General features: G+C 40.5%; 13 protein-coding genes. All 13 read left to right on the forward strand.

All coding sequences use genetic code 11. The features are described 5' to 3' along the window. Positions 1 to 1,034, forward strand: a 1,034-nt coding sequence (locus AC2VNP_RS13070) for an NADH-quinone oxidoreductase subunit C (RefSeq protein WP_486917750.1), incomplete at its 5' end; no start/stop codon positions are given. A gap of 2 nt (positions 1,035 to 1,036) precedes the next feature. Beyond that, on the forward strand, positions 1,037 to 2,137 hold the full coding sequence (locus AC2VNP_RS13075) for an NADH-quinone oxidoreductase subunit D (protein WP_275119315.1): 1,101 nt from the start codon (positions 1,037 to 1,039) through the stop codon (positions 2,135 to 2,137). After that, positions 2,137 to 3,138 (forward strand): NADH-quinone oxidoreductase subunit NuoH, encoded by a 1,002-nt coding sequence (gene nuoH / locus AC2VNP_RS13080; protein WP_275119316.1) that lies wholly within the window; start codon positions 2,137 to 2,139, stop codon positions 3,136 to 3,138. Before AC2VNP_RS13075 ends, nuoH begins: the two co-directional genes overlap by 1 nt. Before the next feature lie 278 nt (positions 3,139 to 3,416). Then, positions 3,417 to 3,842, forward strand: a complete 426-nt coding sequence (gene nuoI / locus AC2VNP_RS13085; RefSeq protein WP_209123351.1) for an NADH-quinone oxidoreductase subunit NuoI — start codon at positions 3,417 to 3,419, stop codon at positions 3,840 to 3,842. Beyond that, positions 3,839 to 4,351 (forward strand): NADH-quinone oxidoreductase subunit J, encoded by a 513-nt coding sequence (locus AC2VNP_RS13090; RefSeq protein WP_486917751.1) that lies wholly within the window; start codon positions 3,839 to 3,841, stop codon positions 4,349 to 4,351. The genes nuoI and AC2VNP_RS13090 overlap by 4 nt, the downstream gene beginning before the upstream one ends. Next, positions 4,348 to 4,662, forward strand: a complete 315-nt coding sequence (gene nuoK, locus AC2VNP_RS13095; RefSeq protein ID WP_216829936.1) for an NADH-quinone oxidoreductase subunit NuoK — start codon at positions 4,348 to 4,350, stop codon at positions 4,660 to 4,662. The genes AC2VNP_RS13090 and nuoK overlap by 4 nt, the downstream gene beginning before the upstream one ends. Before the next feature lie 19 nt (positions 4,663 to 4,681). Further along, positions 4,682 to 6,553, forward strand: a complete 1,872-nt coding sequence (gene nuoL, locus AC2VNP_RS13100; protein ID WP_486917752.1) for an NADH-quinone oxidoreductase subunit L — start codon at positions 4,682 to 4,684, stop codon at positions 6,551 to 6,553. Continuing rightward, positions 6,550 to 8,061: a complex I subunit 4 family protein gene (locus tag AC2VNP_RS13105; protein ID WP_486917753.1), complete on the forward strand. Its 1,512-nt coding sequence runs from the start codon at positions 6,550 to 6,552 to the stop codon at positions 8,059 to 8,061. The genes nuoL and AC2VNP_RS13105 overlap by 4 nt, the downstream gene beginning before the upstream one ends. Positions 8,062 to 8,066: 5 nt before the next feature. Next, a complete protein-coding gene (gene nuoN / locus AC2VNP_RS13110; protein ID WP_486917754.1) occupies positions 8,067 to 9,569 on the forward strand; it encodes an NADH-quinone oxidoreductase subunit NuoN in 1,503 nt (500 codons plus the stop codon). A 519-nt stretch (positions 9,570 to 10,088) separates the two neighbouring features. Then, on the forward strand, positions 10,089 to 10,319 hold the full coding sequence (locus AC2VNP_RS13115; protein ID WP_486917755.1) for a DUF1146 family protein: 231 nt from the start codon (positions 10,089 to 10,091) through the stop codon (positions 10,317 to 10,319). Between the two features lie 173 nt (positions 10,320 to 10,492). Next, positions 10,493 to 11,173 carry a YwmB family TATA-box binding protein gene (locus AC2VNP_RS13120; RefSeq protein WP_486917756.1) on the forward strand — a complete coding sequence of 227 codons (681 nt, stop codon included), beginning with the start codon at positions 10,493 to 10,495 and terminating at the stop codon, positions 11,171 to 11,173. A 41-nt stretch (positions 11,174 to 11,214) separates the two neighbouring features. Continuing rightward, entirely contained in the window at positions 11,215 to 12,540 is a 1,326-nt protein-coding gene (gene murA / locus AC2VNP_RS13125; RefSeq protein ID WP_486917790.1) for a UDP-N-acetylglucosamine 1-carboxyvinyltransferase, read from the forward strand. 415 nt (positions 12,541 to 12,955) lie between these two features. After that, positions 12,956 to 13,999 (forward strand): stage II sporulation protein D, encoded by a 1,044-nt coding sequence (gene spoIID, locus AC2VNP_RS13130; protein WP_486917757.1) that lies wholly within the window; start codon positions 12,956 to 12,958, stop codon positions 13,997 to 13,999. Positions 14,000 to 14,341: the final 342 nt, after the last annotated feature.

Below are 14,341 nucleotides of genomic sequence, written 5' to 3' on the forward strand. Positions count from 1 at the left end.
AAATGAAAGAAAAAGAAGCTGAGGCAAGCCCATCAGAAGAGCCTGCTGGAGCCGATGAGAAGGCAAAAGCAGCAGCAGCAGCGAAAGCCAAGGCAGCAGCCGCTGCCAAAGCAAAAGCAGAAGCTTTAAAGAAAATGAAAGAAAAAGAAGCTGGGGCAAGTGCATCAGAAGAGCCTGCTGGAGCCGATGAGAAAGCGAAAGCTGCAGCTGCAGCTAAGGCCAAGGCAGCTGCTGCCGCTAAGGCGAAAGCCGCGGCCGCTGCCAAAGCCAAAGCGGCAGCATTGGCAAAGCAAGGTTCAGCAGAAGAACCAGCTGGAGACGATGAAAAAGCAAAAGCAGCCGCGAAGGCAAAAGCAATCGCAGCCGCAAAAGCAAAAGCGGCAGCGGCAGCAGCAGCTAAAAGAAAAGCCGCTGGTGGAGCAGCAGAAGATAGTGATGATGAAAAGGCAAAAGCGAAAGCTGCAGCCATTGCGAAAGCAAAAGCAGCCGCAGCTGCTAAAGCAAAAGCCGCTGGCGGGGAAGCACCTACAGCTGATGCTGAGCCAGAGAAACCATCACCAAATCAACAGTATCTCGATAAATATTTAAAGGTAATTAAAGAAAATTTAGGCGAAGATGTGCTAGAAGATGCCTATATTAATAGACTAGGCAAAGACGTCCCTACTTTAGTAGCAAAGAAGGAAACGTACTTTAAGCTTGCTCAGTTTTTAAAACATAACGAACAACTAGCGTTTGATTATTTATCTGAGCACCATGGTTCAGATTTTGAGACACATATGGAAATTTATAATCACATGTACTCTTTTAAAACGAAGGAAAATATCGCATTAAAAGTAAAAATTGATCGCGATGAACCGATCATTGAGTCGATTACTCCAGTTTGGGAAGGCGCGAATTGGCCAGAACGTGAATCGTATGATTTACTTGGGATCGTATATACAGGTCATCCGAACTTAACGCGAATTATGCTTACTGATGATTGGGTAGGGCATCCCCTTCGAAAAGATTACGAGCAGCACGACGAGGAGGTGTAACGATGTTACGTACGGAAGAAATGTTATTAAACGTAGGTCCACAGCATCCGAGTACACACGGTGTTTTCCGTCTAGTTGTAAAAATTGACGGGGAAATCATTAAAGAAGCAATTCCAGTCGTAGGTTACTTACATCGCGGTACCGAGAAGTTGGCGGAAAACCTCCAGTATACGCAAATCATTCCTTACACAGATCGTATGGACTACTTATCCGCCATGACGAATAACTATGTGATCTGTCATGCGGTCGAAACAATGATGGAATTAGAAATTCCAGAACGTGCCGAGTATCTGAGGGTCATCGTAATGGAGCTAGGTCGAGTGGCTAGTCACCTTGTCTGGTTTGGTACATATTTACTTGATATTGGGGCGATGAGTCCATTCTTATATGCGTTCCGTGAGCGTGAGATGATCATTAACTTACTGAATGAAATCTCAGGTGCACGATTAACGTTTAACTATATGCGTGTTGGTGGAGTGAAATGGGATGCACCTCCAGGTTGGATTGAAAAGGTGAGAGATTTAGTTCCATACTTGCGCAAGGAGTTAGAAGGCTATCATAACCTTGTTACAGGGAACGAAATTTTCATGAGTCGTATTAAAGATGTAGGAACGTATACGAAAGAAGAAGCGATCAAATACTCGTTGAGTGGTGCAAACATTCGTTCAACAGGTGTGAATTGGGATTTACGTAAAGATGAGCCGTATTCAATTTATGATCGTTTTGATTTCGATATTCCTGTGGAAGAAAAGGGCGACTGCTGGGCACGGTACATGTGCCGTATGAAAGAAATTGAAGAGTCGATCAAGATCATCGAGCAAGCCGTAGAGCAATTTCCAAGTGAAGGACCGATCCTAGCAAAAACACCAAGAATCATTAAGCCGCCAGCAGGGGAGACGTTCGTTCGTATCGAGTCACCACGTGGAGAAATCGGCTGTTATATAGCAAGTCAAGGCAAGAAAGAGCCTTACCGCTTAAAGTTTAGAAGACCATCTTTCTATAACCTTCAAATTTTACCGAAATTATTAGTAGGGCAGCCAATCGCCAATTTAATTGCTATTTTAGGTGGAATTGATATTGTCCTTGGGGAGGTTGACGGCTAATGATTAATGATCTCCTAACATCAGCGCCGAGTTGGACAAACTTTTTAATTTACTTTGCTTTAGGAGCTGCACTTTTAGGAGCGGTGCTAGGTTTTGTTACGTATGCGATCTTAGCAGAGCGAAAAGTTTTAGGTTTTATGCAGCTTCGTGTAGGACCGAACCGTACAGGTGGCGGACTTGGGTTATTACAAACAGTGGCCGATGTATTAAAGCTTTTATTAAAAGAAGATACCATTCCTAAGAAAGCAGATAAACCGCTGTTTATTTTGGCTCCAATCATTGCCTTCGTCCCTGCATTTGTAGTTTTAGCCGTTATTCCTTTCTCTGAAAATCTTTACTTTACAGACATTGGAGTCGGACTTCTATTCTACATTGCTGTTTCAGGAATTACGACCATTGGAATAGTAGCTGGTGGTTGGGCATCGAATAATAAGTATGCCTTAATGGGTGGAATGCGAGCAGCCGCTCAGATGATTTCTTATGAGGTACCTCTTGTACTATCAGTTGTAGGGGTCGTCCTTTTGACCGGTAGTTTGAACTTAATCGAGATTGTTAACGCACAAGCTAATCTATGGTTCTTTATTCCGCAAATTTTAGGTTTCCTAGTGTTTGTTATTGCAGCAACCGCTGAGCTAAATCGAGTCCCCTTTGACTTACCTGAAGCTGAGTCAGAGCTAGTTGCTGGATATCACGTTGAGTATTCAGGTTTCCGTTGGGCATTTTTTATGTTAGCTGAATATGTCTACTTATTTGCGATGGCGTCATTAACAACTGTGTTGTTTTTAGGTGGGTGGCAGCCACTGCCGTTCTTAGACTTTATTCCTGGTGTCGTTTGGTTTGCCCTTAAATTCTCAGCTGTTGTCTTCTTCATGATTTGGATGCGTGGTACATTCCCGCGTTTACGTGGAGACCAACTGATGGAATTTGCATGGAAAATCTTACTACCAATTGCGTTAGTGAACATTATTATTACAGCGTTAGTTAAAGAATTTTTCTTATAAGAGGAAATTCAAAAAGTCCCGGGAAAACCTCTAATAGCAGCAGGGCTTAGACGATAGTACCCTGTACTTTGCGGGGGAACGTCGACAGCAATCCTATGTAAGTGCAGTACTCGAACTAGCAGCTCGAACTTCTTGGAACTTTTTGTCCTCCTTTTTGAACTATACTATTGAAGCACGTTTAAGAAGTAGTATTTTAAGAGTAAACGCAGAGTCTAACGAGATTGGGCTTTCAACTTTCTCATGAATACTACATCTATCACGACTAAGGAGTGATCACATTGTTAGGTCAAGGATTAGTCAAAGGGTTGAAATACACACTTAGTAACTTGACGAAAAAAAATGTGACGACAAGTTATCCGGACGAACCGATTGATATGCCGGATCGCTTTCGTGGCATACAGAAGTTTTATCCGGAAAAGTGTATCGTCTGTAATCAGTGTGCCAATATTTGTCCGACCGATTGTATTCAATTAACTGGAAAACCACATCCAGATCCGAATAAAAAAGGGAAAATTATTGACACATATGATATTAACTTTGAGATATGTATCTTGTGTGATTTATGCACAGAAGTTTGTCCGACAGAAGCTATTGTCATGACAAATAATTTCGAACTAGCTGAATACAGCCGAGATGATTTATTTAAAAACCTAGAATGGCTAGATGAAAACGATACGAACGTGAGGGAGGAAAATAAAGCATGAGTGGAGAATTTCTCGCATTCTTTGTCCTTGCCCTTATTGCAATAAGCGGTGGCGTCTTAATGATTAACCTACGAAAAGTAGTTCATATCATTATCGCCTTAGCTTTTACGTTCATAAGTATCGCAGGGCTATACGTCCTTTTATCAGCTGAATTTCTTGCATTCGTTCAAGTGCTCATCTACGGTGGCGCGATCACGATTATGATGCTGTTTGGTATTATGTTAACGAAACATGATGATAAAGTAGCATCCGTCAGTATTTGGCGCACTTTAGCTGCACTAGTTGGTGTAGCGGTGTTCTTTGTTATTATGTTTGTTGGAATTAACGATTTATCTCTTGGTGAGCAAGCGACAAACCTTCATGAAAACAACGTAAGACAAATTGGTATTGAAATTTATTCTAAGTTTGTTATCCCGTTTGAAACGGTTGGGGTTATTCTTTTAGTCGCTCTTGTAGGTGCCGTAGCTTTAGCGAAGAGTGATAATGAAGAGGAGGTAGATGGAAAATGAGTAGTATTCCTTTATCAGTCTATCTCGTAATCGCTCTTCTCCTTTTCTGTATTGGTATGTTTGGAGTGTTAACGAAACGAAATGCAGTTATCGTTCTAATCTGTATCGAATTGATGTTAAATGCGGTTAATATTAACTTAGTAGCATTTGCAATACACGGTGTGAACCCTGGGATTACAGGTCAAGTGTTTGCGCTATTTACAATAACGGTTGCCGCAGCAGAAGCCGCTGTAGGTTTAGCCATCTTGATTGCCCTTTACCGTAACCGAAAAACGGTAAATGTCGATGAGATGGACTTAATGAAGCGATAGAAAGGGGCAGGTGATAGATATGATGGAAATTGCATGGTTAATACCACTGTTACCGTTGTTATCCTTCGTCATCCTCGTCCTCTTTGGTCGCAGGTTGAAGGAAAGCGGTGCATACGTTGGTATGGTACTTTCTTTCATCGCATTGATCATGTCAATCCTCGTTTTATTCGAGCGAATGGCAGGTGAAAATGTATTAGTACAATTTGACTGGCTAGCGATTGGAGACCGAACGATCACGATGGGTTTTGAAGTCAATCAGCTGAATGCCTTAATGCTCGTTATCGTAACGCTTGTTAGTTTCTTAGTACATACGTATTCAAAAGGTTACATGACAGCAACAGACAGCTATCGTGTACCAGTATTCTATTCTTATTTAGGACTTTTTACATTTTCAATGTTAGGGTTAGTTCTTTCTCCTAACCTTTTACAGCTTTATATTTTCTGGGAGCTTGTTGGTGTATGTTCCTTCTTACTCGTCGGGTTCTACTTCTTCAAGACGGAAGCGAGAGCCGCAGCGAAAAAGGCGTTCATCGTTACAAGAATTGGGGATGTCGGGTTATTCATTGGGATGATCCTCTTATTCTGGCAAGTTGGAAGTTTCGAATATGCAGCCATTTTTGAAGCCGTTAATGCAAATGGATTAACGGAAGGAATGATTACACTTATTGCGATCCTTATTTTTGTAGGGGCAATCGGTAAATCAGGTCAGTTCCCGCTGCACACGTGGTTACCAGATGCAATGGAAGGTCCGACACCGGTTTCGGCACTCATCCATGCTGCAACGATGGTAGCTGCAGGGGTTTACTTAGTGGCTACAATGTTCCCGTTATTTGCAGCTTCACCAGTTGCCTTAACAACAGTAGCCGTCATTGGTGGATTTACTGCAATTTTCGCAGCGACGATTGCGTTAACGCAAAAAGATATTAAGCGTGTGCTTGCGTACTCAACCGTAAGTCAATTAGGATATATGATGCTTGCCTTAGGTTCTGCAGGTTATGTTGCCGCTGTTTTCCACTTAATGACACATGCTTTCTTTAAAGCATTACTGTTCTTAGCAGCAGGTAGTGTCATCCATGCGGTTCATACGCAGAGCATTGAAGAAATGGGCGGACTGTGGAACAAGATGAAAACAACAGGCGTGCTATTTTTAATCGGTTGTTTAGCGATTGCCGGTTTCCCGCTTTTCTCAGGGTTCTTCAGTAAAGAGGAAATATTACTAACAACGTTTGCAGACGGTCGTTACGTATTATTCGCTCTTGCGCTAATTACTGCTTTATTAACAGCGGTTTATATGTTTAGATTGTTCTTTATGGTCTTTACAGGTAAACCACGCGGTGATCAAAGCAAAGTTCATGAGTCACCTGCGATTATGACGATTCCAATGATGGTACTCGGTGTTCTAGCGGTTGTTTCTGGTTTTGTTCATACGCATTGGTTTGGAACGTTTTTAGGCGATTGGCTCAGTGATAGCCCGTGGACGCGAGGACATACGTACCTTCACGATCCAGGCTGGATTATGCCAGTAGCTATCTTGGTTTCATTACTTGGTATTTTCATTGCTTGGTTAATTTACGGAAAAGGTGTTATTTCCCGAGAAAAATTAGCCGAAGACAGCAGCCTATATATGGTGCTTTACAACAAGTATTACATTGACGAACTTTATAACAAAACGTTTGTTAGAGGTACGACGATTGTAAGTTACACAATGTTATATATTGAGAAATATATTATTGAGTTTACGGTTCAAGCCGTTGTAAGTGCGACAGATACGCTTGGACGATTGAACGCTCGATTACAAAACGGTCAAGTCCAAACGTATGGAGCTGTGGCGTTTCTAGGATTAGTTATTATCCTTGCCGTCTTGACCTTGACAGGGGGGTACTTCAGATGATCGATTCATACTTACTTTCCTTACTCATCTTCTCCCCGCTTGTAGGGATTATCATTTTAGCTTTTGTACCTAAAGGGCAACATCAGCTATTGAAAGCGATTGGATTTTTAACAACATTACTGCCGCTCGTTTTAGCGCTTATGGTTTATGTGAACTTTGATCATGCCGGTTCAGGCAATCAGTTTGCGGAAACGAGAGACTGGATTAGTTTTAGTAACAGCGGTCTGTTAGCGTATGGTATTGATCTTGCCATTCCTTATGAATTAGGGTTGAATGGATTTGCGATGGTGCTTGTGTTATTAACAGCTATTGTTTCTACACTTGCTGCTCTAGCATCTGTTATTCAAATTAAATCAGGTTTTAAAGCGTACTTCATGTTGTTTCTTTTACTAGAGATTGGAATGCTTGGGGTATTTGCTTCACAAAACTTATTCTTGTTTTTCTTATTCTTTGAGTTAACACTCATTCCGATGTATTTCTTAATCGGCAGATGGGGCTTTTTAGATCGAGAAAAAGCAGCGAATAGCTTCCTAATCTATAACGGACTAGGATCTGCGGTTTTATTAATAGTGATCGTTACATTGTTTGTCGTTACAAGTACAACCAATATTGATCAGATTTCAAATATGATGCAAATGGTCGGTCCAGAAGGGGATAACCTCAAATGGGGATTACTCATTGCGTTACTTGTAGCGTTTGGTGTGAAACTGCCAATCTTTCCGTTACATAGTTGGATGCTTCGTGTCCACGTTCAAGCGCCGCCAGCCATCGTTATGCTTCACTCAGGGGTCCTATTAAAAATTGGTGCTTATGGATTAATTCGCTTTGGAGTAGGCTTTTTCCCAGAGCAGGTGAATCAAATCGCGGCTATCCTTGCGATTTTAGGGGTTATCAATCTTTTATATGGTGCGTACCTGGCACTCATTCAAACTGACTTAAAGATGGTGCTAGCATACTCGAGTATTTCGCACATGGGGATCGTTCTGATTGGGGTTGCGGCATTAAACGATGTCGGACTACAAGGAGCTGTCTTCCAAGTGGTTTCTCACGGATTAATTTCCGCGTTACTCTTCTTCTTAATTGGTGTGTATTATGAGCGTACGAATACATCGCTTATTCCAAACTTAAGCGGGTTAGCACGTTCAATGCCGATTGCTTCAGGATTTTTATTAGTTGGAGCGATGGCTTCACTCGGACTGCCCGGAATGTCTGGGTTTATCAGTGAGTTTTTAGCGTTTTTAGGTTTATTTAGAGAAATGCCAATTATTGCAGCTATCGGTACATTAGGGATTATTTTAACAGCAGTATATTTATTAAGAGCTACATTAAATGTGACATTCGGTCCGACGCCTGACAAGTGGAAAGAGCTTCAGGATATTCGACCGGTGGAAATGGTTCCAGTACTTGTTTTGCTGGCATTCATCGTTTTAATTGGTGTATATCCAAGTGTTTTAGCTGAACCGTTGCAAGCATCACTACAATTCATCTTAGCAGGGATAGGGGGGTAACGATTATGGATTTAGAAACACTATTTAGCTACCCGTGGGGGATAATGGCACCTGAGTTTACCATTCTAATCGTTGCAACTCTCCTATCGATTATCGATATATTCATGAAAGATAAAGTAGATCGAAATGTTCTAGGATGGTTTGCGATCGGTGGGGTTGTGCTCGCGTTGATCTTCTTAATTGGTCAATTCGGTGCACCTGTCCAAATGATTTTATATGATACGTACCGGTTGGACTCGTTTTCAGTTGCTTTTAAACTGATATTACTAGTCGGAACACTGTTTGTATTATTACTTGGGTTAGATTATGGGAAAAAAGAAATCAAATACCGCGGCGAATTTTTCTACCTATTGTTAACGGCATTACTTGGTGGAATGATCATGGCATCAAGTGCCGATATGATTACATTGTTCGTCGGTTTAGAATTATTATCTTTATCGTCATACGTCATGGCAGGTCTTAGAAAAAATAATCTCCAATCGAATGAAGCGGCATTTAAATATGTCGTGAACGGTGGAGTAGCTACAGCGATTACGTTATTCGGTATGAGTTATGTGTATGGTCTAACAGGCTACACGAATTTATTCGATATTAGTGACGCGCTTCAAAACCCTGTCGTACTAGAAAACGGTTTTCTATTAGCCTTTTCGTTCTTCTTAGTATTTGTCGGACTCGCATTTAAAGTGGCAGCAGTTCCGTTTCATATGTGGTCACCAGATGTTTATCAAGGTGCACCAACACCAGTTACTGCGTTTTTAAGTGTCGTTTCTAAAACAGCAGGATTTGCTCTTATTTTAAGATTTTTACTCGTTGTCTTTGGTGGAGCACACGGTATTCACATGCTTCAACCATTACTATTGGATACGCAAATCTACATTGCTGTTGTGGCTGGTTTAACGATGATCGTCGGTAATGTAATGGCCCTTCGTCAAACGAATGTCAAACGATTATTTGCATATTCAAGTGTGGCCCAAGCTGGATACTTATTAGTACCGTTTGCGACATTATCAATCGTTATGTTTGAAAATGTATGGTTCTACTTAGTGGCCTACCTCTTTATGAACTTAGGGGCGTTTGCCGTTTTGCAACTTGTAACTACGCAATCGGGTACGGAAGATCTAAGAGGGTTTGCCGGATTAGGTCAGCGTTCACCGTTAATGGCGGTTGGAATGGGAGTATTCCTCGTTTCATTAGCCGGTATACCTGTTACGGCTGGGTTTATGGGTAAATTCTATATCTTTATTGGAGCGTTAAGTACGGGTCACTTCATCTTAGCTTCAGTCATGATTGCGACATCTGTTATTTCATACTTCTATTACTTTGGAATTATGACGCAAATGTTCTTTAGAAAAGCGCCAACAACGGAAGCAATGCGAGTGCCAATTGGCGCCTCAATCGTCATTGTGGTTGCCGTTATTGCAACGATCGGCCTAGGTATTGCACCACAGTTAGCGATCGACTTTTTCAATACGAACTTTGACTTCTCACAAATTTTCATGCGTGTATAAGTTAATTGAAAAAATAGAGAAAAGAGCCTTCTTCATGGGAGGCTCTTTTTTGTGCTGGAAACAGTGAAAGGGTGAATGGTAAAAACTTTACTTATTGGTAACGAAATAATTTACATTTTGAAGCAAATATCTGGAATGGGACTCTACCTATGAAAATATATCTAATTTAGAAAATAAATTTTTTTAAAATGATTACCGTAACATTGCAACCAAAAGCATTAAAGTCCGTATATAAAGAATGTATATGGAGGTCAAAATAGGTTTGAAAAAGCTGAAATGGTGGAATGTAATGAAGAGTGTTTGTTGGAGGTATAGGGTTTACGGTAATAGCATTTAAGCCAATTTTGTACTTTTGTGTATATTTCCAAGGAAATGTAGATTTTTATCGAAAAATCGGTTATGATGTATTTTGCATTGCTTCGTTCACTTTAGGTAAAACGTCTCTTTTCACGGAAAAGAGAGTTACAGTATAGTTAACAATGCAGTGTTCTTTTCAGATTAAAAAAAGGAGTAATAGTGATGGATGGCTTTGGAATGCAAGGTTTACTACATATTACAGTTAATCTTATGTTCGTAGTGATCACCTGGTGGGCGCTTCAGTCTTTTAAGTTTGATCTGTTTTTTCGAGATCCTAAGGGCCCAAAAGCGAAAACACTGATGATCTTACTGACGATTGCAATTGCACATCTAGTGAGCAGCTTCTTTTTGGATTATCTTAATTGGTCAACGATGCTTAAATACCTATTTTAAAATCAAGTGTGAAGTCAATCCATACATTGTCGAAAGTTGACTGTAACTTCCATGTATGTAAAGCCTCTCAATGGAAAAAATGTTACTAATTAATTGTTTATGTAACGGAGAGGGGCTTACAGAGAGAGATGAAAAAAATAGTGCCGATTCTAGGATTGGTTTTTTTATTCGCAATGAGTGTTTTAACTCACGGGGAATCGAAAGAACAAACACAACTAGTTGACATTGTTCACTTGATGGAAGAGCAAGAAGTTCAGATTGAAAATTGGAGACTGTACACGAGAGGGACTGGAAAAGAAGTCAAAGACATTCATGAGTTTGAAGAAGAACTTGAGCAATTGATGGCTTCTGAACAAAATTTCCAATGGGATTTGAAAGATTGGAAACAGCACGAACATTGGAAAGTGACCGGAACAAATGATGTTGAACAACTAACTGTTCTAGCTTACCCTCTAGAAGAACAATACTCCATGTACCTCATTTATGAATTTATGGGAACAGGTTACCCGCAAGATGTAGAGAATATTACTTCATTTTTTCTAAAACGCTTGGACCAGTTGTATGTAGAAACCCCTACTGTATTTACAACCGTAACAGGATTTCATGAAGAAATCAAATCAAGCGTGTTGTATGATTTCGGATCGGAACTCGTAGAAAATTTCTCGGCTGAGAAAATTGAAGAATTAAAAGAGGAAACTTTTATCTCAATCTCTGCATATAATGAACAGTGGGAAGACTCTCTCGATACGAACGGTAACAACATGAACTTACAGGTTGCGTTAAGACAAGATCCAAGGTTGGGCTCTAAAACAACCATAACAATAGGAACGCCTATAATAACGACTGAATATTGATATATAAGAGACGTTGAAAAAAAGACGCGGAGGGGAATATGTTGGAAAAAATTATCGTCCAAGGTGGTAACCAGCTCTCTGGCTCTGTAAAAGTTGAAGGAGCTAAGAATGCTGTTTTACCAGTTATCGCTGCATCTATTCTCGCTAGCCGTGGCACTAGCAACATATATGATGTGCCATCTTTGGCTGATGTATACACGATGGAAGAGGTTTTAAGAAATTTAAATATTGATGTGACGTATGAAAACGGAACATTTTCTGTAAAAGCAGATAAACCATTAAAGATTGAAGCACCATTTGAATATGTAAGAAAAATGCGTGCCTCTTTCCTAGTCATGGGACCTTTGCTTGCTCGTGTCGGTCATGCAAGAATTGCTTTGCCTGGTGGTTGTGCGATTGGTTCAAGACCGATCGACCAACACTTAAAAGGGTTCGAAGCAATGGGAGCGGTAGTTGAAATTGGTAATGGTTTTATTGAAGCGAAGATCGCCGGGCGTCTAAAAGGAGCAAAAATTTATTTAGATTTCCCAAGTGTAGGCGCAACAGAAAACATTATGATGGCAGCTGCGATGGCAGAAGGTACTACGATCTTAGAAAATGCAGCTGAAGAGCCTGAAATTGTTTGCCTTGCGAACTACTTGAATGCGATGGGAGCTAAGGTTCGTGGAGCCGGAACGGGAACGATTCGCATTGAAGGTGTGGATGAGTTAGTCGCTGCGGATCATACCGTCATTCCAGACCGTATTGAAGCAGGAACATTTATGGTAGCTGCCGCTATTACTGGCGGTGATGTACTTGTAGAAGGCGCGGTTTCTGAACATTTACGTCCACTAATTGCGAAAATGGAAGAAATGGGCGTTGAAATTATCGAAGAAGAAACGGGTCTTCGTGTAATCGGTCCGAAAGAGCTAAAACCGATTGATATTAAAACGATGCCTCATCCGGGCTTCCCAACGGATATGCAAGCACAAATGATGGCATTGCTTCTGAAGTCAAACGGAACGAGTGTGATTACGGAAACGGTATTTGAAAATCGTTTCATGCACGTAGAAGAATTCCGTCGCATGAATGGAAATATTAAGATTGAAGGACGTTCAGCGATTATTAGCGGACCAAGTTCACTTCAAGGTGCTGAAGTGTCAGCTACTGACTTACGTGCGGGTGCTGCCCTTATTCTAGCAGGTCTAGTGGCTGACGGGGTAACACGTGTCGTTGAATTAAAGCATATCGACCGCGGCTATGTTGATCTAGCTGGTAAGTTAAAACAATTAGGTGCGCATGTGGAACGCATTGAAGAGATTGTTGCAGAAGAACTTGAAAATAAAGAAGCACCAGCTCCTTTAAAAATGAATTCAAACCTTGTTTAAATACGATTAAGGTGTCTTACGCTTTTCAGTGTAAGGCATCTTTTTTTGTGTTTTTTTTAAAATTGAAATTCCACACATGTCTTTTTTCGGATGAAAAAATCAACTTTGAAATCACAGCGATTATTGTTCACATCGCACTATTAGAACTAAACATATATCCATTATTAACAGAATTTTATAAAAATATATAGAAAAAACGCAAGAATATGTAAAAAAATTAAATTTGTAAAGAAACTGAAAAATAAGTTCTATATGATGACAAGCCCGCATAAACTGATTTAGAGAGAAAAAACATATCCCAAAAATGAGTGAATAGCGAACTTATACTTATTTTCTCAACATGTAATTTTGATTATTTTACCATCAGTGGGGGATACACTGGTGGAACTTTTAGTTTAAATACTGGAGGCTTGGCATGAAACGAATATTAATTATCGGAACTATTTTATGCTCTATTATTGTAGGACTACCTGCTATGCTCGTCATCATGTTTTCTTCAGACGGACCTCAAACCACACAACCCGTTCAAACCGCCGCCTCGACAGGTACCGGGCAAGAGCAGTTAGAGAATGCGACACCAATCTCGATTGCCGTGTACCGGTCGCAAGAAAGCCGAATAGAAGAAGTCCCTCTCGAAGAATATGTCGTTGGGGTGGTAGCTTCTGAAATGCCTGCAAGTTTTGAAATTGAAGCATTAAAAGCACAAGCATTGACAGCAAGAACCTATATTCTAAAACAAATGCTAGAACCAAGTGACATTGCTATGCCTGATGGTGCAATGGTAACGGATACCGTCCATCACCAAGTATATAAAAACCTCGAGCAATTGAAACAAGAATGGGATAAAGATTTTGACTGGCGCATTAATCGAATTCGAGAAGCGGTCTTACAAACGCAAGGGCAAGTATTAACGTATAACGGTGAACCAATTACTGCTGCTTTCTTTTCAACGAGTAACGGTTTCACAGAGAACTCGGAAGACTATTGGCCAAATGAAATTCCATACTTACGAAGTGTTGAAAGCCCGTGGGATACAAACTCACCAAGATTTACAGCGACAACTGCAATTTCTGTAGGCGAATTCCAACAAAAATTAGGAGTACAGCTGCCAGCGGATGGTTCTGTAGGTGAAATCATTAAACGAACAGACGGAAAGCGTGTAGCTAAAGTGAACATAAATGGTAAAGAAGTGAACAAAGATGGAGAAGAATTAACAGGTCGTTTTGTAAGAGAAAAGTTAGGCCTGGATTCTAGTGACTTTCAATGGTCTAGACAAGGAGATCAGGTTGTCATTGAAACGAGAGGCTGGGGACACGGTGTTGGGATGAGCCAATACGGTGCAAATGGCATGGCACAACAAGGGAAAACATACAGAGACATTATCGAACATTATTATCAAGGAGTAGCCGTTTCACCGGTCGACCCGTATATCGGTCAGCTTGTCGTTAAGAAGGATTAAGGGATACAGCTGCTTCAGACTTTCATTTTCTAAGGTAGGTCTATAGTATTTGTTTAATGAAGAAAATGATCGACTGATCTATTTTTCCTATTAACAGGGCTTGGTTGACTTAAAAGACATCAACTATAGGTTAGGGTAGGGCAGGAGCTGGGCTGTAACTCGATGTAGAATGAGCTTAAGTGTGATCTAGCTCAAACATTATCCTGAAACTGAAATAAAGCGGACTAAAATATAGTTTAAGGCAATAATTATTCTAATAACTGGGAATAAGTAAGCCTAAACTAAGCTTTAGGATCAAAATTTTCCTATAACTGGGAATTTAGTGATCTAAAGTAGAGTTTA

It is taken from the genome of Alkalihalobacterium sp. TH-98 (genome assembly GCF_057473385.1).